Here is a 19,851-nt window from a genome sequence, read left to right on the forward strand (position 1 = left end):
GCGGGTTCAGCCCTCCAGGGCGGCGAGGCCGGGGAGCGTCTTGCCCTCGAGGTACTCGAGGGAGGCGCCGCCACCGGTGGAAATGTGGCCGAAAGCGTTCTCGTCGAAGCCCAGCGTACGGACCGCGGCGGCGCTGTCGCCGCCGCCGACGACGGTGAAGGCGTCGCTGTCGACGAGGGCCTGCGCGATCGCGCGGGTGCCTCCGGCGTAGTCGGGGTGCTCGAAGACGCCCAGGGGGCCGTTCCAGAAGACGGTCGCCGCGTCGGCGATCTTCGAGGCGTACAGCTCGCGGGTCTTCGGACCGATGTCCAGACCCTCCTTGTCGGCGGGGATCTTGTCCGCGTCGACGGTGGTGTACTCGGCCGGGGTCTTGCCCTTGAGGTCGGGGAAGTCCGTCGAGGCCAGGATGTCGACCGGCAGGACGAGCTCGACGCCGGTGGACTCGGCCCGGGCCATGTACTCCTTGACCTTTTCGACCTGGTCCTTCTGGAGCAGGGAGATGCCGACCTCGTAGCCCTTGGCGTAGAGGAAGGTGTAGGCCATGCCGCCGCCGATCAGGAGGCGGTCGGCCTTGCCGAGCAGCTCGTCGATGACGGCGAGCTTGTCGGAGACCTTGGCGCCGCCGAGGACGACGACGTAGGGGCGCTTGACCTCGTCCGTCAGCTTCTTCAGGACGCCGACCTCGGTGGCGATGAGCTGGCCGACCGCGTGCGGGAGCCGCTTGGGCAGGTCGAAGACCGAGGCGTGCTTGCGGTGGACGGCGCCGAAGCCGTCGCCGACGTAGACGTCGGCGAGCTCCGCCAGCTGGTCCGCGAACGCGCCGCGCTCGGCGTCGTCCTTCGAGGTCTCGCCGGCGTTGAAACGCAGGTTCTCGATGACGGCGACCTTGCCGTCGGTGAGGGCGGCGACGGTCTCCTTGGCGGAGGAACCCACGGTGTCGGTGGCGAACGCGACGTCCGTGCCGAGCAGTTCACCGAGGCGCGCTGCGGCCGGCGCGAGCGAGAAGGCCGGCTCCGGGGCGCCCTTGGGGCGGCCCAGGTGCGAGGCCACGATGACGCGGGCGCCGGCCTCGGCGAGCTTCGCGATCGTGGGCTGGACGGCGCGGATGCGGCCGTCGTCGGTGATGGTGCCCTCGGCGAGCGGGACGTTGAGGTCCGCGCGGACGAAGACCCGCTTGCCCTTGACGCCTTCGGCGAGCAGTTCGTCGATCGTCTTCATGTGTTTCTGACTCCTTTGGGCGCCCGTGTCGGGGGCGAAGAACGACTGGCAAGCTACAGGGTCCGGACTGCGCATCGTCGCGCGGCCCGGACCCTGTGCTTCACATCGTGGTGTCAGCCCTGGAAACTCAGAGCTGGCCGCCGACGAAGACCGTCAGGTCCACGAGGCGGTTGGAGTATCCCCACTCGTTGTCGTACCAGCCGACGACCTTGACCTGCTTGCCCTGGACCATGGTCAGGGAGGAGTCGAAGGTGCAGGACGCCGGCCAGTTCACGATGTCGGAGGAGACGATCGCGTCCTCGGTGTAGTCGAGGATGCCCTTCAGCTGGCCCTCGGAGGCCTTCTGGAAGGCGGCGTTGATCTCGTCCTTGGTGACCTCGCGGTCGAGCTCCAGCACGAGGTCGGTGACCGAGCCGGTCGGGACCGGGACGCGCATGGCGATGCCGTCCAGCTTGCCCTTGAGCTGCGGGAGGACCAGTGCGGTGGCCTTGGCGGCACCGGTGGAGGTCGGGATGATGTTCTCGGCGGCGGCGCGGGCGCGGCGCAGGTCCGAGTGCGGGAAGTCCAGGATGCGCTGGTCGTTCGTGTAGGCGTGGACCGTCGTCATCATGCCCTTGACGATGCCGAAGTTCTCGTCCAGGACCTTCGCCATCGGCGCCACGCAGTTCGTGGTGCAGGACGCGTTGGAGATGACGTGGTGCTTGGCGGCGTCGTACTTGTCCTGGTTGACGCCCATCACGATGGTGATGTCCTCGTCCTTGGCCGGAGCCGAGATGAGGACCTTCTTCGCGCCGGCCGCAAGGTGCTTGGCGGCGTCGGCCTTCTTCGTGAAGATGCCGGTCGACTCGATGACGATGTCGGCGCCCAGTTCGCCCCAGGGGAGGTTCGCGGGGTCGCGCTCGGCGAAGGTCTTGAAGGTGTTGCCGCCGACGGTGATGGTGTCGTCGGTGTGGGACACCTCGGCCTTGAGGCGGCCCAGAATGGTGTCGTACTTGAGAAGGTGCACCAGGGTGGCGTTGTCAGTCAGGTCGTTGACACCGACGATCTCGATGTCCGCTCCCTGCTCCAGGAGGGCCCGGAAGTAGTTGCGGCCAATGCGGCCAAAACCGTTGATGCCTACGCGGATCGTCACGAACCGATCTCCTCGTTGGTGCGCCGGTGAGAGCGCCGGCGAGCTGAAATGGGATGTCCCCGACCGCTTACGACCCTACCTCTCCGTGAGCTTTTGGGTGACATCGGTCGAGGGCTGACACTCCCCCCGCTTCGCCGGGTATCCCCTGCGAGGCCCGCTCCGGACGCTCCGGTGCGGGCCTCGGGGACCTTGGCCCCGGTCACTGTGGGTGAGCATCGAGGATGGCGCTGATCAGCGGTTGAGCGAGCGGAGCGCCTTACCGACGAGTAGGGCGCGGTCCGCCGCCGCGGGCAGGTGTTCCAGGCCGAAGCCCAGAAGTACAGTGTCACGCGTGGTCACCGACGCGTAGGACCGGAAGAGCTCTTCCGTGCGGGACCAGTCGCCCGCGACGTCGGGACTTCCGGCGGGTGCGCCCTGGGCGGCCCAGGCGCCGAGGGAGGTCTCGAACCCCTCGACCGCCTGCTCGCCGCTGCTGGTCGACAGGCGTGCCTCGTCCGCGAAGACGCCGCGCCCGGCCGAGCCGGGGTCGGTGATGTAGGAGAGCGAGAGCTCGACGGACCGGCCCGCATAGGCGCTCAGGTCGAAGGTGACCTGCTTCCAGCCGCCGGAGGACCCGGTGAAGGTGTTCCACTGGCCGCTGGTGCCCTGCGGGGTGCAACCGCCGCCGTCCAGGGTGAGGTAGCGGCGCAGGAACGGGTGGCCGTTGATGAAGAACCCGGCCGCGCACTCCTCCGGGACGGCCGCACTGCTCAGGCCGCTTGCCTCCGGCAGCATGGTCCAGTCGTCGCCGCCGGCGCTGCGGGCCTCCAACGCGGCGTGGTCGTAGCCCTCCTCGGTGTTCCAGTTGAGGGCGAGCTTCAACTGCGGCTTGTCGGCCGCGGTGACCCCGGTGAGGTCGACGGTGCGGACGAGCCGCTTCCAGTCGCTGTCGGTGTGCAGCGCCGAGGCCATCCCGGTGCCGGCGTAGGGGGCGTACGGGTTCGTGACCCCGGTGTACCGGCCCGCCTGCGCGCTCTTGAACTGCGGGAACTGCGCGGGCGCCAGGGTGTCGGAGGTGACCGTGTAGGCGCCGGGGGCGTTCAGCGGGTTGCCCGCGGCGTCGCCGAGGCCGCCGCCCGCGTCCTGCAGGGCTCCGGTGCCGGCGAATCCGGTGGCGCCGGGGGTGCTGCTGCGGCCGTAGGCGCCGAGCCAGTACTGGCTGAAGTCGTTGGTCACGGCGCGGCCGACCTGGGCGTTGCCGCCGGCCAGCTCACCGGCCTCGATCAGCCTGCCGCCCTCGTTGAGGAAGTCGCGGACCGCCAACTGCGTTTCCCCGCCGGGCGTCTTGGCTCCGCTGTAATGGACGGCCGTGCCGAAGTGGGAGAGGACCCCGAGGTGGTGCGGGACGCCCTGGACGGCGACATCCCAGACCGCGGCGGAGCGTCCGTTGGCGCGCAGCGCGTCGACGTACTTCTGCGCATGCTGGGCGGCGGCCCCTTCCTCGGCGACCACCAGGACGTCCGCGCGCGGACGCTCCGCCACCGTGTACGTGAAGTGCTCGCTGGAGACCTGCTTGCCGGAGCGGTCGCGGCCGGTGAACCAGACCTCGACCCTGTCGCCGGGCCGGGCGCCCTCGACCTCGGCGCGGTACTCGTCGAACCAGTTGTTGTCCTCGCCGCCGTAGACGTCACCGCCCTTCCAGGCCTTGAGGTCCTCGTCGTGCGTGCGACCGCCGTTGATCCGGTAGTTGAGCTCCTTGTCCTTCAGCGCCTTGCGGGCCGTGACGGCGACCTCCTGGTCCTGGCCGCGGGCCGCGTAGGAGGTGGTGAAGGGGTCCAGGGTGAAGTCGGCCGCGCGCAGGCCGACGGAGGACGCGGGGCGGTCCGGGTGCGCGGCGCTCTCGCCGACCGCGAGGGCGAAGGGGACGTTCTTGGCGAACTCCGCCTGGATGAGCTTCTCGTCGTCCGGGAAGTTGAAGCCGGAGGCGCAGTCCTCGGGCCTCCACTGGTCGTTCGGGTCGCTCGCGGAGGCGGTCTGGCAGGTGGTCATCTCCGGCGTGAACATCATGATGCCGTTGACGTTGGCGCCGTGGCCGTCGGCCTCGCCGTTGGTGGTGTAGAGCTCCGAGGACACCTGCGGGTAGTAGCCCGGGACCGCCGGGTTCTCGGGGGTGCCGGCGAGGGCCTTGTAGGCCACGTCGTCGGGGGTGGGGGTGGCCACCTGCCAGCCCACGCCGTAGAGGATCAGCTCGGCGGCGGAGTGGTAGTTGATGGCGTAGTCGAAGCCGATGCGCTTCTCGAAGGCGTCGAGGGCGACGGTCTCGGGCTCGGAGGAGGCCTTGGGGCCGCGGTAGGTCTCGCTGGCCTGGTTGGGCGAGGAGCCTTCGTTGTCGTAGCCCCACTTGTAGGCGAAGTTGCGGTTGAGGTCGACCCCGTCGCCGGTGGTGACCTTCCCGTCGCCGTTGTTGTCGCGCAGGTTCTTGCGCCACAGCCGCTGGCTTTCGGCGGCGTGGGTGTAGTCGTAGCCGTCGGGGTTGGCACTGAGCAGGAACCACAGCTCGCCGGAGTCCACGAGCTTCGTGATCCGCTGGTCCTTGCCGTAGTTGTCGAGGGTGTGGTGCATCAGCCGCCGGGTCATCTCGGGGGTGATCCACTCGCGGGCGTGCTGGTTGGACATGTACAGCACGGAGGGCTTGGAGCCGTCCCTCGTCCTCTTCGCGTTCTTGCTCACCTTGAGGGCGAGGATGTCCTTGCCCTGGACGGTCTTGCCGATGGAGACGACCTTGGTCAGCGCCGGGTTCTCCTGGGCCGTGCGCAGGATCTCCTCCTGCAGGCCGCCCTTGCCGCTGTACGGGCGGAACACGCCGTCGCCGGCGGCCCTGGCCCGGGCCAGGCCCTGCGCCGGGACCCTGCGCTCGGTGAGCCTGACGCCCTGGGCGGCGAGTTCCCCGGCCTGGGATCCGGTGAGGAAGAGCTCGACCTGGGCGGTCCCCGTCTCCGGGGCGCGCTCGGTGAGCTCGTGGGCGTCCTGGCCGGCGGCGAGGACGAGCGGCACCTGCTCCCTGGTGATGTCGGCGTCGTAGACCTTCACCTCCTCGGCGCCGGACGCGCCGGCGGTGCCGGGCCGGGCCTGGGCCGCCGCGGGCAGCGCGGCGAGTGTGGTTCCGAGAACGAGTGCGCTTGCGGCGAGGACGACTCTCGCGCGGTGACTCATGTGCCCCCCTGGGCGTCGGCTGCCACGAAAGGTTCGGACGCCAGACTCAAGACCGGCCCATGCTCATGTCAATGGGGCATGCCGCAAAGGGGCCCGCACGAGTGATCGCGCGAGCCCCTTCTGCCGCAGGCCGTCGCCTTCGGCCTCCTGCTAACCGGCCATGTTGTCGGCCATCTCCTCGCTCAGGTCGAGGTTCGACTCGGTGCCCGGGATGCCGAGGTCCTGGGCCCGCTTGTCGGCCATCGCCAGCAGGCGCCGGATCCGGCCGGCGACCGCGTCCTTGGTCAGCGGCGGGTCGGCGAGCGCTCCCAGCTCCTCCAGGGAAGCCTGCTTGTGCTCCATGCGCAGCCGGCCGGCCGCGGCGAGGTGCTCGGGGACCTCCTCGCCGAGGATCTCCAGCGCGCGCTGCACGCGGGCTCCGGCGGCCACGGCGGCCCGCGCCGAGCGGCGCAGGTTCGCGTCGTCGAAGTTGGCGAGGCGGTTGGCGGTGGCGCGCACCTCGCGCCGCATCCGCCGCTCCTCCCAGGCCAGCACCGACTCGTGCGCGCCGAGCCGGGTCAGCAGGGCACCGATCGCGTCGCCGTCGCGGACCACGACCCGGTCCACTCCGCGCACCTCGCGCGCCTTGGCGGCGATGGAGAGCCTGCGGGCGGCGCCCACCAGGGCCAGGGCGGCCTCCGGGCCGGGGCAGGTGACCTCCAGGGAGGAGGACCGGCCCGGTTCGGTGAGCGAGCCGTGGGCCAGGAAGGCGCCGCGCCACGCCGCCTCGGCGTCGCAGGTGGCCCCGGAGACGACCTGCGGGGGAAGACCCCGGATGGGGCGTCCGCGGCCGTCCACGAGGCCCGTCTGGCGCGCCAGCTGGTCACCGCCGGCCACGACGCGGACCACATAGCGGCTGCCGCGGCGCAGTCCGCCGGGCGCCATCACCACGAGGTCCGAGGAATGGCCGAAGATCTCCAGGATGTCCTTGCGGAGCCGTCTGGCGGCGATCCCGGTGTCCAGCTCCGCCTCGATGACGATGCGGCCGCTCACCAGGTGCAGCCCGCCCGCGAACCGAAGGATCGCCGAGACCTCCGCCTTCCTGCAGCAGGTCCGGGTGACGGGCAGGCGAGAGATCTCGTCCTTCACCGCAGGCGTCATCGCCATGGGCCGATCCTTCCATGCATCCGAAAAATACGGTCGTACGCGGCGGCCAGCAGCTCCGGGTCGTGCTTCGGCGAGCCGTCCTGCCTGGCCACGGGGGCCAGCTCGACCGCGGCACCGAACCGTTTCGCGGCATCGGCAAGGGACTCGCGGTCGGGCACGGCGGCCTCGTCGGCCAGCACCACGTCCAGGGCGAGTTTAGGGGCGTGTCGGGCCAAAACCTCCAAATGACGCTGCGGAGAGAAGCCCTCTGTTTCACCGGGCTGCGGCGCGAGGTTCAGCGACAGGACCCGCCGGGCCTTGGTCTCGACGAGCGCGTCCAGCAGTTCCGGCACCAGCAGGTGCGGGATGACGGAGGAGAACCACGAGCCCGGACCCAGCACCACCCAGTCGGCGTCCAGTACCGCCGCGACGGCCTCGGGCACGGCCGGCGGGGCGCTCGGAACGACCTGTACGGAGAGCACCTCGCCCGGGGTCAGGGCCACGGTGGCCTGCCCGCGGACGGTGTCGACGTCCTCGGGGCGGGCCGGATCGTGCCCTCTGACCAGGGCCTGGAGTTCCAGCGGAACCGCAGACATCGGCAGCACCCGGCCCTGTGCGCCCAGCAGCCGGCCCACCAGGTCGAGGGCCTGGACGGGGTCGCCGAGCTGTTCCCACAGGGCGACGATCAGCAGGTTGCCGACGGCGTGCCCGTGCAGGTCGCCCTCGGACTGGAAGCGGTGCTGGATGACCCGGGCCCAGGTCTGGCCCCAGTCGTCGTCCCCGCACAGCGCTGCGAGGGCCTTGCGCAGGTCGCCGGGCGGCAGCACGCCGAGCTCCTCCCGGAGCCGTCCGCTGGAGCCGCCGTCGTCGGCGACGGTGACCACGGCGGTGAGGTCACCGGTGATCCGGCGCAGGGCGGCGAGGGAGGCCGACAGGCCCTGTCCGCCGCCGAGCGCGACCACCTTGGGCGTGGCGCCCCTCCGGCGGCCTGAGCGGCCCGTGCCTTCCTCTCCCCGTCCCGGGGTGAGGCGGCGCAGGCGGCTCAGCCGCGGGGTCCGTGCGGTCACTCGCGCCCCATGTCCCTGTGGACGACGACGGTCTCGACTCCTTCGGAGGCGAGACGGGCGGCGAGCTTCTCGGACATGGCCACGCTGCGGTGCTTGCCGCCCGTGCACCCGACCGCGATGGTCACGTACCGCTTGCCCTCGCGACGGTAGCCGGTGGCGATGAGCTGGAGCAGCTCGGTGTAGCGGTCGAGGAACTCCTTGGAGCCGGGCTGGCTGAAGACGTACCCCGACACCTCCTCGTTGAGCCCGGTGAAGGGGCGCAGCTCCGGGACCCAGTGCGGGTTCGGGATGAAGCGGCAGTCGACGACGAGGTCGGCGTCGACGGGGAGGCCGTACTTGTAGCCGAAGGACATGACGGTGGCCCGCAGCTCGGGCTCCTCGTCCCCGGCGAACTGGGCGTCCATCTTGGCGCGCAGCTCGTGCACGTTCAGGCTGGAGGTGTCGATCACCAGGTCGGCGTCGCCGCGCAGCTCGCGCAGGAGGTCGCGCTCGGCGGCGATGCCGTCGGTGATGCGGCCGTCGCCCTGGAGCGGGTGCGGGCGGCGGACCGACTCGAAGCGGCGGACCAGCGCGTCGTCGGAGGACTCCAGGAAGACGATGCGGCGGGTGACGCCCTTGCTGTCGAGGTCGGCGAGGGACTCGCGCAGGGCGTCGAAGAACTGGCGGCCGCGGACGTCGACGACGACCGCGATCCGGGCCACGTTGCCCTGGGAGCGGGCGCCCAGCTCCACCATGGTGGGGATCAGCGCCGGCGGGAGGTTGTCGACGACGAACCAGCCGAGGTCCTCCAGACACTTGGCCGCCGTGCTGCGGCCGGCCCCGGACATGCCGGAGATGATGACCAGCTCGGGGATGGCCGCCTCGGCGGTCTCGCCGGGCTCCACTGTCGTGCCCGTACTCACCTGTGCTCCGTCTCGGTCGTGCGTGGTCTCGTGCTCGGTCATTGCTCGGTCCCCCGTTCGGACGATGCTCCCGCTGGCGCGGGGTTCTCATCCTCAATGATCTCTCCTGTGGCCGTGTTGACGGCAGGGCCGGCGGGGACCGCCCCGGCGAGGGCCGCGGCCACGGTTTCGGCCGTCTTCCGTCCTATGCCCGGGACCTCGCAGATCTGCTCGATTGTCGCCTGTCTCAGCTTCTTCACCGAACCGAAGTGCTTCACCAGGGCCTGCTTGCGGCTCTCGCCCAGGCCGGGCACCTCGTCCAGCGGCCCCGACTTCAGGCGCTTGCCGCGTTTGCTGCGCTGGTACTGGATGGCGAAGCGGTGGGCTTCGTCACGTACCCGCTGGAGCAGGTAGAGGCCCTCGCTGGTGCGGGGCAGGACGACGGGGTCGTCCTCGCCGGGCAGCCAGACCTCCTCCAGCCGCTTGGCGAGGCCGCACACGGCGACGTCGTCGATGCCGAGCTCGTCCAGGGCCCGCTTGGCGGCGGCCACCTGCGGCTGCCCGCCGTCGACGACGACGAGCTGGGGCGGGTAGGCGAAGCGCTTGGGCTTCCCGTCGTCCTCCGGCGGCCCGTCCTCGCCGTCCTGGGGGTCCCACTCCCCCGTCTTGGACTTCTCCACGAGGTAGCGGCGGAAGCGCCGGGAGACCACCTCGTGCATGGACCGGACGTCGTCCTGGCCCTCGAAGGACTTCACCTGGAAGCGCCGGTACTCGCTCTTGCGGGCCAGGCCGTCCTCGAACACGACCATGGACGCGACGACGTCGTCCCCCTGCAGGTGGGAGATGTCGAAGCACTCGATGCGCAGCGGTGCGCCGTCGAGCTCCAGGGCCTCGGCGATCTCCTCCAGGGCGCGGGAGCGGGTGGTGAGGTCGCTGGCGCGCTTGGTCTTGTGCAGGGCGAGGGACTGCAGCGCGTTGCGGTGGACGGTCTCCATGAGGGCCTTCTTGTCGCCGCGCTGCGGTATCCGCAGGCTGACCTGGGACCCCCGGCGCTCGGCGAGCCACTGGGCCAGCGCGGGCGTGTCCTCGGGGAGCGCGGGGACCAGCACCTCCTTGGGGACGGACTCGCCCTTCTCCTCGCCGTACAGCTGCTGGAGGGCGTGCTCGACCAGCCCGGCCGTGTCGACGGCCTCGACCTTGTCGGTGACCCAGCCGCGCTGGCCGCGGACGCGGCCGCCGCGGACGTGGAAGATCTGCACGGCGGCTTCGAGCTCGTCCTCGGCGACGGCGATCAGATCGGCGTCGGTGGCGTCGGCGAGCACCACGGCGTTCTTCTCCATGGCCCGGCGCAGCGCCCCGATGTCGTCGCGCAGCCGGGCGGCCTTCTCGTACTCCATGTCCTCGGCCGCGATGTGCATCTCCTTCTCCAGCCGGGAGAGGTAGGCGCCGGTGCGGCCGGCCATGAAGTCGCAGAAGTCCTCCGCCAGTTCGCGGTGCTCGCCGGGGCTGACGCGGCCGACGCAGGGCGCGGAGCACTTGCCGATGTAGCCGAGGAGGCAGGGGCGGCCGATCTGGGCGGAGCGCTTGAACACTCCGGCGGAGCACGTCCGGACCGGGAAGACCCGCAGCATCAGGTCGACGGTCTCGCGGATGGCCCAGGCGTGGGCGTACGGACCGAAGTAGCGCACGCCCTTCTTCTTGGGCCCCCGCATGACCTGGACCCGGGGGTATTCCTCGTTCAGGGTGACGGCGAGGGAGGGGTAGCTCTTGTCGTCCCGGTACTTGACGTTGAACCGGGGGTCGTACTCCTTGATCCAGGAGTACTCCAGCTGGAGCGCCTCGACCTCGGTGGAGACCACGGTCCACTCGACGGAGGCGGCCGTGGTCACCATGGTGGCGGTACGGGGGTGGAGGCCGGCGACGTCCTGGAAGTAGTTGGCCAGGCGCTGGCGCAGGCTCTTGGCCTTCCCGACGTAGATCACCCGGCGGTGCTCGTCGCGGAACCGGTAGACCCCCGGGGAGTCGGGGATCTGTCCCGGCTGGGGGCGGTAGCTGGAAGGGTCGGCCATGCCAACCACCCTACTGGCGCGCACCGACAACGAACCGTAGCCCTCCCGCCTCCGGCGCGGTACGCGCAGCCGGCGGCCGCCCGTGCCGAGCAGCCCTCCCGGGGCTTCGCCCGGACCCGCGCCTCAATCGCCGGCGGGGCTGGACTTCAGCCCGTCCGGCCTTTGAAGGACCGGGTCCGGAGCGGAGCCCCGGGGAACGGCGGAAGGCCGGGGCGGCGAGGGCCGCCCGCAGGGCCCGGCCCCGAGGTGGGGGTTGGGCCGGGCCCTGCGGGGACAGCCGCTCAGGCCGGCGCGCCCGCCCGGCGGGAGCGCCGGACGGCGGCCACACCCAGCGCAACCACCGCGAGCGCCCCGGCCCCGGCCCCGGCCACCAGCGGCGCCCCGGCGGACGGCCCGGTGGACCGGGCCTCGGCGTAGCCGCCGGCCGCGCCGCGCTCGGCGTACGGGGAGCCGGGGAGCTTGTCCCCGTACGCCGTGGCGACCCGGGCCCGGTAGGCGCCGAGCGTCGTGCCCCCGGCGCCCACGGCGCGCACGGCGTCCTCGTCCAGCGGCAGCACCCGGCTGCCGGCGGCCACGTACCAGGCGTCGATCTGCGGTTCCCGGAAAACGGTTCCGCCGGGCAGTTTCGCGGCGCCCAGTTGCGCGTAGCGGAATTCGTCGTCACCGGTGGCGATGTTCACGACCTGCCAGCCGGTCTCCGTGCGGGCGGTCCACAGGGCGGCCTGCTGCCCGTCGGAGGAGACCGCCTTGCTGGCCAGGAACTCCAGGCGGGCGACGGGCGCACCCGCCCGGCCGGCGACGAAGTCCGGGGAGAGGTGGTGCACCGGTATCGCCTCGCCCTCGACGCGGGGCTGCGCGGCGGCGGGGGAGACCCTGCCCTCCCGGGCGAAGAACCGGGAGAGCGTGGCCAGGGTGTCGGGGGCGGTCGCCGCCCGCGCGGCGGCCGCCTTGATCTCGGCGGTGGCCGACGGGGGCTGCGGCACGGGGGCCGCGACGGCCTGCGGGGCGAGTGCGAGGAGGGTGCCGGCGGCGAGGGCGGCCGCGGCGGCCGAAGCGCGCAGGGTCATGGCGGTCACGCCCCGATCCGGTAGAGGGAGTGGGTCCAGGAGAAGGTGTTGTTGTTGACGTACCAGGCGTGGGAGGCCCAGTTGTAGCGGTCGCTGGAGGGCCAGGGGTCGCCCCAGTAGACCCAGCTGTTGGCGGTGTCGTAGCCGTAGATGACGTGCATGTGGCCGCCGCCGTTCGACCACTGGATGCGGGTCTCGATCGGGCGGTTCGCATTGATCTCGGTCTGGACGGTGGAGTACTGCAGCCAGCCGTTGACGTACGAGCCGGGGTTGATGCCCGCCCAGCGCAGCCCGGTCTGGACGTTGCCGAGGGTGGCCTGGTTGTTCGGGCACTCGGTGCCCTGCTGGCGGTTGAAGGCGGCGTTGCAGAACTGGTTCTGGCTGTAATTGCGGCCGAACCAGGTGGCGATGGTGTTGCCGCCGGCGGCCCAGCACCAGTTGGTCTTCGCTTGCGCCTGCATGGTGATGTTCAGTCGCTTCTGCGCCAGGGCGGCGGCGGGCGCCGCGTCGGCATCGGCGGCGGTGGCGGTGCCGACGGGCAGGGCGAGGAGCAGTGCTGTGAGAACGGCGGTGAGGAGGGCGGCCGGGGAAAGCCGCCGGTTTCGGTTGCGCATCGCGTTCCTCCCGAGGTGGGGAGTGGGGGGTGGAGGAGCGCGTCCGGACGCTGTGGAGGAGCATCAGGGAGTTGTCGCGATCAGGTCAACACGCTTCAATACGCGATGACGTTGCAGTGTGAACGGTGGGACTGCGGTGTGAACGGTTGCTGTCGATTCACCTGGTCCCCCGGCGCTGCCGCCGTGATCCCCCACCTCGGCGCGTGTGAACGTTCACAGAGGAGTCGCCATGCGGCCTTCCACGGATCCGGCGAACACGGCGGAACTGAACCGGCTGCTGCACGGCGGCCCCTTCCACCTCGCCCTGCGCGCCGCCCTCGCCGCCCGCGGGCTGCCCCTCCAGCGGGTGCAGCACCGGCTCGCCGCGCAGGGCATCAAGGTCGGCGTGACCAGCCTCAGTTACTGGCAGCAGGGCGCCCGCAGACCGCGCCAGCCGGAATCCCTGCGGGCCGTCACCGCCCTGGAGCGGATCCTGGAGCTGCCCGACGGCGCCCTGGTCAGGCTGCTGGCGGTCCCGGACCCGACGGCCGTCGCCGGGCCCGCCGCCCGGCCGGCCGGCCGCTCGTACCGGGCCCTGTTCAGCGGGGGCGGGACGGTGGAGCGGCTGCTGGACGGGATGGAGCTCCCGCCGGACGGCGGGCTGCACTCCCTCGGCCACCACGAGCGCGTCCGCATCGGAGCGGCGGGCGAGCTGCGGGTCCGCGAGTCCCAGCAGATCGTCCGGGCGCACCGGGACGGGGTCGACCGCTACCTCGCCGTGCACCACGGCGACCCGGGCTGCGATGTGTCCCGGGTGCGCGTGACGGCGCACGAGAACTGCCGCGCGGGCCGGGTGCGGTTCCATCCGGAGGCCGGGGTGGTGGTCGCCGAGCTGCTCTTCGACGCCCGGCTGCGGCGCGGTGACACCTACGTCTTCGGCTACGGCGTCGAGGACGGCACGGGCGCGCGCAGCGGCGAGTACGTGCGCGGCTTCAGCTACGCGGGCGGCCAGTACATGCTGCAGGTCCGCTTCGACGCGTCGGCCCTCCCGGTGCGCTGCCGGCGGTTCGCCCGCACCGGGCCGGACGCCCCGCGCACCGGTCTGGCGGACCTGACACCGAGCGGCCGGCACCGGGCGGTGCACCTGGTGGAGCAGTCGGTGCGGCGCGGGATCCTCGGGATCGCCTGGGACTGGGACTGACCCTCGCCCGACCGGCGCCCGGTGCGGGTCAGCCCGCGACGAGCCTGCCGTTCTCCGCGCGGACCGGCACCTCCGGCAGCGGCCGGTCGGCCGGGCCCCGCAGGACCTTGCCCGTGGAGACGTCGAAGCGGCTGCCGTGGCAGGGGCAGTTCCCCTCCCCCTCGTCGATCTTGTCGAGGACGCAGCCGGCGTGCGTGCACTGGGCGCTGAACGCCTTGTACCGGCCCTCCGCCGGGCAGCTGACGATCAGCTTCCGCTCCCGGTAGAGCTTCGCTCCGCCCACCGGGACGTCGGCCGCCGCGCCCAGGTCCACGGGGGCGGTGGGGGTCGCGGGGGTGTTGCCGCCGCTGTTGGTCTCCGTGGAGCAGGCCGTGAGCGCCGCCCCGGCGCCGGCGGCCCCCGCGAGCGCGGCGGCGCCCTTGAGGACGGTACGGCGGGCGGCGGACTGCGGCGCGGACATGCGGTTCTCCAGGGGTGCGGGCGGGGTGGGGCGGGCACGGACGGGGGTCACGGGCCGGAGCCCGGCCCGTGCACCGGCCCACCCGACGATACCGCCGCCCCATGGAGTACCTTCCTCCGCGTGATCGTCGTCGGCGGAGAAGCCCTCATCGACCTGGTGCCCGCGGTCGGACCGGCGGGCGCGCTGCTGCCCCGGCCGGGCGGCGGGCCGTACAACACCGCGCGCGCCCTCGGCCGGCTCGGCGCGCAGACCGCCTTCTGCTCCCGGGTCTCGACGGACGGTTTCGGCGAGAGCCTGCTGGCCGGACTGCGGGCGGCCGGGGTGGACGTGTCGCTGGTCCAGCGCGGACCGGAGCCGACCACCCTCGCCGTGCCCTCTCTGGCCCCGGACGGCTCGGCCTCGTACGGCTTCTACGTCGAGGGCACCGCGGACCGGCTGTTCACCCTGCCGCCCGCCCTCCCCGAGGGGGTACGGGCCCTCGCGCTCGGCACCTGCTCGCTCGTCCTGGAGCCGGGCGCGAGCGCGTACGAGGCCCTGCTGCGCCGGGAGTCGCAGCGCGGGCTGCTGACCCTGCTCGACCCCAACATCCGGCCGGCGCTGATCGCGGACCCGGCAGGCTACCGCGCCCGGTTCACGGACCGGCTGCTGCCGCACACGGGCGTCCTCAAGCTGTCCGAGGAGGACGCCGCCTGGCTGGGCGGGCGGGTCGGGGACTGGCTGGCGGCCGGACCCTCGGCGGTGGTGCTGACCCGTGGCGCGGCGGGCCTGACGGTCTGGACGCGGGAGGGCGCCGAGCACTCGGCGGCGGCCCGTCCGGTCGCGGTGGCGGACACGATCGGGGCGGGCGACACCGTCAACGCCGCCCTGCTGCACCGCCTGGCGGCGGATCCGGGCGCACCGGTGGACTGGCCGGACGTCCTGGCCTACGCCGCCCACGCGGCAGCCCTGACCTGCACCCGACCGGGAGCCGAACCCCCGTACGCGGCGGAACTCGGCGCCTAGCGGCCGCCCCCGCGGGCGCTGCGGCGGCCTGCCGGTCGGCGCCTCCAGCCCCGCACCGCACCGGCCCTCGGGGCCCTTCTCCCGCAGGGTCCGTGAGTCCGGGGCGCGCCCGGCCACGGCGCGACAGGGCCTCCGCGGAGCGGGGACCGGAGCAGGGCCCCAGACGTGCAGGAGGGGCCCGGCCGCACGGCCGGACCCCTCCCCTCTGCCGAGCTGAGCGCAGCGACTAGGCCTTGCGGGCCCGCGCGGTCGTCTTCTTGGCCGCCGTCTTCTTGGCCGCCGTCTTCTTGGCGGGGGCCGCCTTCTTCGCGGCGGCCGCCTTCTTGGCCGGGGCCTTCTTCGCAGGGGCCCGTACCGGGGACGCCCCGGCGTCGGAGACGCGGTCTGCGCCCAGGATGTCCCGCAGGAACTTGCCCGTGTGGCTCGCGCCCACCGAGGCCACCTGCTCGGGCGTGCCCTCGGCCACCACGAGGCCGCCGCCGTAACCGCCTTCGGGTCCCATGTCGATGACCCAGTCCGCGGTCTTGATGACGTCCAGGTTGTGCTCGATCACGATCACCGAGTTGCCCTTGTCGACCAGCCCCGAAAGCACCTTGATCAGCTTCGAGATGTCCTCGAAGTGCAGGCCCGTCGTCGGCTCGTCCAGCACGTACACCGTCCGGCCCGTGGAGCGCTTCTGCAGCTCGGAGGCCAGCTTCACACGCTGCGCCTCGCCGCCCGACAGGGTCGGCGCGGACTGGCCGAGTCGGACGTAGCCCAGTCCGACCTCGTTCAGCGTCTTGAGGTGGCGCGCGATCGTGGGCACCGCCTCGAAGAAGCCCAGCGCCTCCTCGATCGGCATGTTCAGGACTTCCGCGATGGACTTGCCCTTGTAGTGGACCTCCAGCGTCTCCCGGTTGTACCGGTCGCCGTGGCAGACCTCGCACGGGACGTAGACGTCCGGCAGGAAGTTCATCTCGATCTTGATCGTGCCGTCGCCGGAGCAGTTCTCGCACCGGCCGCCCTTGACGTTGAAGGAGAAGCGGCCCGGCAGGTAGCCGCGCACCTTCGCCTCCATCGTCTCGGCGAAGAGCTTGCGCACGTGGTCGAAGACGCCGGTGTACGTCGCCGGGTTGGACCGGGGCGTCCGGCCGATGGGCGACTGGTCGACGTGGACCACCTTGTCGACGAGGTCGTCGCCCTCCACGCGGGTGTGGCGCCCCGGCACCGAACGGGCGCCGTTCAGCTCCCGCGCCAGGTGCGTGTAAAGGATGTCGTTGACCAGGGTCGACTTTCCGGAGCCGGAGACACCGGTCACGGCCGTGAGCACGCCCAGCGGGAAGGACACGTCGATGTCCCGGAGGTTGTTCTCCTTGGCGCCGTGGACGGTCAGCCTGCGCTCGCCGTTCACGGGCCGGCGGATGTCCGGGATCTCGATGGACTTCTTGCCCGAGAGGTACTGACCGGTCATCGACTCGGTGTTCTTCAGCAGCTCCTTCAGCGAGCCGCTGTGGACCACCTTGCCTCCGTGCTCGCCCGCGCCCGGACCGATGTCCACGACCCAGTCGGCCACCTTGATGGTGTCCTCGTCGTGCTCGACGACGATGAGGGTGTTGCCCATGTCCCGCAGCCGCACCAGCGTCTCGATCAGCCGGTGGTTGTCGCGCTGGTGCAGGCCGATGGACGGCTCGTCCAGCACGTAGAGGACGCCGACGAGGCCGGAGCCGATCTGCGTGGCGAGCCGGATGCGCTGGGCCTCGCCGCCCGACAGGGTGCCGGCGGCGCGGTTGAGGGAGAGGTAGTCCAGACCGACGTCCACGAGGAAGCGGAGCCGCTCGTTGACCTCCTTCAGGACCCTCTCGGCGATCTTCTTGTCGCGTGCGTCGAGGCGCATCCGCCCCAGGAAGTCCGCACACTCGCTGATCGACATGGCGGCGACCTCGGCGATGGACTTCTCCATCACCGTCACCGCGAGCACGATCGGCTTGAGGCGGGTGCCCTCACAGGTGGGGCAGGGCACCTCGCGCATGTAGCCCTCGAAGCGCTCGCGGCTGGCGTCGCTCTCCGACTCCGCGTGCCGCCGCTTCACGAACGGCACGGCGCCCTCGAAGGCCGTCGTGTAGGCCCGCTCGCGCCCGTAGCGGTTGCGGTAGCGGACCTCGATCTGCGTCCGGTGGCCGTGGAGCAGCGCCTTCTTCGCGCGCACCGGCAGCCCCGCCCACGGGATGTCCGTGCGGAATCCGAGCTCCCCGGCGAGCGCGCCGATCAGCCGCTGGAAGTAGTCCTTGGTGTGGCCGAGCGACCACGGGGAGACGGCGCCCTCGTCGAGGGACTTGTCCTCGTCCGGAACGATCAGCTCCGGGTCCACCTCCATGCGCGTACCGATGCCGGTGCACTCGGGGCAGGCGCCGAAGGGCGAGTTGAAGGAGAAGGAGCGCGGCTCCAGCTCCTCGAAGGACAGGTCGTCGTACGGGCAGTAGAGGTGCTCGGAATACATCCGCTCACGGTCGGGGTCGTCCTCGGCGAGGTCGACGAAGTCGAGGATCACCATGCCGCCGGAGAGGCCGAGGGCCGTCTCCACGGAGTCGGTCAGCCGGCGCTTGGCGCTGTCCTTCACGGTGAGGCGGTCGATGACCACCTCGATCGTGTGCTTCTCCTGCTTCTTCAGCGTCGGCGGCTCGGAGAGCTGGATGGTCTCCCCGTCCACCCGAGCCCGGCTGTAGCCCTTGGTCTGGAGGTCGGCGAAGAGGTCGACGAACTCGCCCTTGCGCTCGCGCACGAGCGGCGAGAGCACCTGGAAGCGGCTGCCCTCGGGGAGCGCGAGCACCTTGTCGACGATCGCCTGCGGCGACTGTCGCGAGATGGGCCGGCGGCACTCGGGGCAGTGCGGCTTGCCGATGCGGGCGAAGAGCAGGCGGAGGTAGTCGTAGACCTCGGTGATGGTGCCGACGGTGGAGCGCGGGTTGCGCGAGGTGGACTTCTGGTCGATCGAGACGGCCGGGGAGAGGCCCTCGATGAAGTCGACGTCGGGCTTGTCCATCTGGCCGAGGAACTGACGGGCGTACGACGAGAGCGACTCGACGTAGCGGCGCTGGCCCTCGGCGAAGATCGTGTCGAAGGCCAGGGAGGACTTGCCCGACCCGGAGAGTCCGGTGAAGACGATGAGCGAGTCGCGGGGCAGGTCGAGCGAGACGTTCTTGAGGTTGTGCTCGCGAGCGCCACGAACGATGAGACGGTCGGTCACGCCGGTCCGCACCTTTCTTGAGAGAGCGGGGGGCACGGCCCCCGTCCCAGGGTATGGGGGGCGCCTCTGCGGTGGAGATGGAGTCTGGACTTCGAGCGTATAGCACGCACATTCGATTTACGGCACTCCGCAGACCTCTTCACCCGATCGTGTGGCCGCCGGCTCCGAGCACTAGGCTCGAAGCCATGACTGATCATGTGCACGACCTGCGATCTGTACGTGAAGCCACGGAGCGACTGCTGACCGCGGTCGCGAAACTGGACAACGCCGCCCTGTCCGAGGAGTCACACCTCCCGGGCTGGACCCGGGGCCACATCCTGGCCCACCTGGCACGCAACGCCGACGCCCTCCTGAACGTCCTCGAGGGCCGCCCGATGTACGAGAGCGGCGAGGCGCGCGACGCGGACATCGCACGCGACGCCGGCCGGCCTCTGGAAGAACACCTGACGGACCTCCGTGATTCCGGGGCCCGCTTCCTCGGCACCACCGAGCACGACCAGGACTGGTCCCGCACCGTCGAGCTGCGCAACGGCGTCACGGACCTCGCCTCGAACGTGCCCTTCCGCCGCTGGGTCGAGGTGGATCTGCACCACGTCGACCTGAACATCGGCTACGAGCTCTCCGACCTCCCGGAGGAGTTCACCGACCGCGAGATCACCTTCCTCGCCGACCGCTGGTCCGGCCGCCCGGAGGTGCCCGCGACGGCCCTGGCCACCGCCGACGGGCGCACCTGGCGCACCGGCTCCGCCGGGGACCCGGCCGTGACCGTGTCCGGCTCCCCCGCCGGCCTGCTCGCCTGGCTCGCCGGCCGCGGCGACAAGGGCGCCTCCCTGACCACCACGGGCGGCTCCCTGCCCGAGCTCCCGCCGCTGTAGGAAGACACCTCTAGGATCAACACATGACGTACACCGGAGAGGTCAAGGTCGGCGGTCCGGCCGACGTGCACGAGCTCGCGGACCTGATGATTTCCAAGGTCGCCGTGGGTTCGATGAACAACAACGCGTACCTGCTGCGCTGTCGGGCCACCGACGAGCAGCTGCTCATCGACGCGGCGGCCGAGCCGCAGACCCTGCTGAACCTGATCGGGGACGATGGCATCGCCTCCGTCGTCACCACCCACCGGCACGGCGACCACTGGGGCGCGCTCGCCGAGGTCGTCGCGGCCACGGGGGCGCGGACCTACGCGGGCACCCTCGACGCCGAGGGCATCCCGGTCGCGACCGACGTCGCGGTCGCGGACGGCGACACTGTGCGCGTCGGGCGGGTCGAGCTGACCGCACGGCACCTGGTCGGGCACACCCCCGGCTCGATCGCCCTGGTCTACGACGACCCGCACGGCCACGCGCACGTGTTCACCGGCGACTGCCTCTTCCCGGGCGGCGTCGGCAACACCCACGACGACCCGGAGGCCTTCAAGAGCCTCCTCGACGACGTGCAGCACAAGCTCTTCGAGCAGCTGCCCGACGAGACCTGGGTCTACCCGGGCCACGGCAACGACACCACGCTCGGCGCGGAGCGCCCGCACCTGGCGGAGTGGCGCGAGCGCGGCTGGTAGGGACGGCAACGCGTCAACTTGGCCACGCGGAGCACTCCTTCCGGTCGTTGACGGCCGAACGCATGT

General features: G+C 71.7%; 15 protein-coding genes. 4 read left to right on the top strand and 11 right to left on the bottom strand.

All coding sequences use genetic code 11. The features are described 5' to 3' along the window. Nucleotides 1-6 precede the first annotated feature (6 nt). The 9 genes from E6U81_RS27350 to E6U81_RS27390 all read right to left on the bottom strand — a co-directional run bounded on the left by E6U81_RS27350 (nt 7) and on the right by E6U81_RS27390 (nt 12,365). A complete protein-coding gene (locus E6U81_RS27350; protein WP_136232733.1) occupies nt 7-1,218 on the bottom strand; it encodes a phosphoglycerate kinase in 1,212 nt (403 codons plus the stop codon). Nucleotides 1,219-1,345: 127 nt separating this feature from the next. After that, a complete protein-coding gene (gap, locus tag E6U81_RS27355; protein ID WP_136232734.1) occupies nt 1,346-2,350 on the bottom strand; it encodes a type I glyceraldehyde-3-phosphate dehydrogenase in 1,005 nt (334 codons plus the stop codon). A gap of 231 nt (nt 2,351-2,581) precedes the next feature. Then, nucleotides 2,582-5,542, bottom strand: a complete 2,961-nt coding sequence (locus E6U81_RS27360; RefSeq protein WP_136232735.1) for a M14 family metallopeptidase — start codon at nt 5,540-5,542, stop codon at nt 2,582-2,584. Nucleotides 5,543-5,692: 150 nt separating this feature from the next. After that, entirely contained in the window at nt 5,693-6,688 is a 996-nt protein-coding gene (gene whiA / locus E6U81_RS27365) for a DNA-binding protein WhiA (protein ID WP_030009075.1), read from the bottom strand. Continuing rightward, a complete protein-coding gene (gene yvcK, locus E6U81_RS27370; RefSeq protein WP_136232736.1) occupies nt 6,679-7,734 on the bottom strand; it encodes a uridine diphosphate-N-acetylglucosamine-binding protein YvcK in 1,056 nt (351 codons plus the stop codon). Before yvcK ends, whiA begins: the two co-directional genes overlap by 10 nt. Continuing rightward, nucleotides 7,731-8,678 (bottom strand): RNase adapter RapZ, encoded by a 948-nt coding sequence (gene rapZ / locus E6U81_RS27375; RefSeq protein WP_136232737.1) that lies wholly within the window; start codon nt 8,676-8,678, stop codon nt 7,731-7,733. Before rapZ ends, yvcK begins: the two co-directional genes overlap by 4 nt. Beyond that, a complete protein-coding gene (gene uvrC, locus E6U81_RS27380; protein WP_136232738.1) occupies nt 8,675-10,684 on the bottom strand; it encodes an excinuclease ABC subunit UvrC in 2,010 nt (669 codons plus the stop codon). The genes rapZ and uvrC overlap by 4 nt, the downstream gene beginning before the upstream one ends. Before the next feature lie 281 nt (nt 10,685-10,965). Further along, nucleotides 10,966-11,751: a hypothetical protein gene (locus E6U81_RS27385; RefSeq protein ID WP_136232777.1), complete on the bottom strand. Its 786-nt coding sequence runs from the start codon at nt 11,749-11,751 to the stop codon at nt 10,966-10,968. 5 nt (nt 11,752-11,756) lie between these two features. Then, complete coding sequence (locus tag E6U81_RS27390) at nt 11,757-12,365, bottom strand: papain-like cysteine protease family protein (protein ID WP_136232739.1); 609 nt, start codon at nt 12,363-12,365, stop codon at nt 11,757-11,759. Between the two features lie 229 nt (nt 12,366-12,594). Here E6U81_RS27390 and E6U81_RS27395 point away from each other — a divergent pair, with 229 nt between their 5' ends. Continuing rightward, complete coding sequence (locus E6U81_RS27395; protein ID WP_136232740.1) at nt 12,595-13,545, top strand: hypothetical protein; 951 nt, start codon at nt 12,595-12,597, stop codon at nt 13,543-13,545. A gap of 28 nt (nt 13,546-13,573) precedes the next feature. Here the strand turns inward: E6U81_RS27395 and E6U81_RS27400 are convergent, their stop codons facing one another. After that, complete coding sequence (locus E6U81_RS27400) at nt 13,574-14,005, bottom strand: Rieske (2Fe-2S) protein (RefSeq protein ID WP_136232778.1); 432 nt, start codon at nt 14,003-14,005, stop codon at nt 13,574-13,576. 120 nt (nt 14,006-14,125) lie between these two features. On the opposite strand from E6U81_RS27400, the gene E6U81_RS27405 reads away from it, so the two are divergent. Beyond that, entirely contained in the window at nt 14,126-15,007 is an 882-nt protein-coding gene (locus E6U81_RS27405) for a carbohydrate kinase (RefSeq protein ID WP_136232741.1), read from the top strand. Between the two features lie 226 nt (nt 15,008-15,233). Here the strand turns inward: E6U81_RS27405 and uvrA are convergent, their stop codons facing one another. Further along, the gene (gene uvrA, locus E6U81_RS27410) at nt 15,234-18,230 is read right to left on the bottom strand and encodes an excinuclease ABC subunit UvrA (RefSeq protein ID WP_136232742.1); all 2,997 of its coding nucleotides are present in this window, start codon (nt 18,228-18,230) and stop codon (nt 15,234-15,236) included. Between the two features lie 185 nt (nt 18,231-18,415). Between uvrA and E6U81_RS27415 the strand changes: the two genes are divergently transcribed. After that, nucleotides 18,416-19,105 (top strand): maleylpyruvate isomerase family mycothiol-dependent enzyme, encoded by a 690-nt coding sequence (locus tag E6U81_RS27415; RefSeq protein WP_136232743.1) that lies wholly within the window; start codon nt 18,416-18,418, stop codon nt 19,103-19,105. A 23-nt stretch (nt 19,106-19,128) separates the two neighbouring features. Then, nucleotides 19,129-19,785 (top strand): MBL fold metallo-hydrolase, encoded by a 657-nt coding sequence (locus tag E6U81_RS27420; protein ID WP_136232744.1) that lies wholly within the window; start codon nt 19,129-19,131, stop codon nt 19,783-19,785. Nucleotides 19,786-19,851 lie beyond the last annotated feature (66 nt).

The organism is Streptomyces sp. A0592, assembly GCF_004795115.1.
GTDB lineage: Bacteria > Actinomycetota > Actinomycetes > Streptomycetales > Streptomycetaceae > Streptomyces > Streptomyces erythrochromogenes.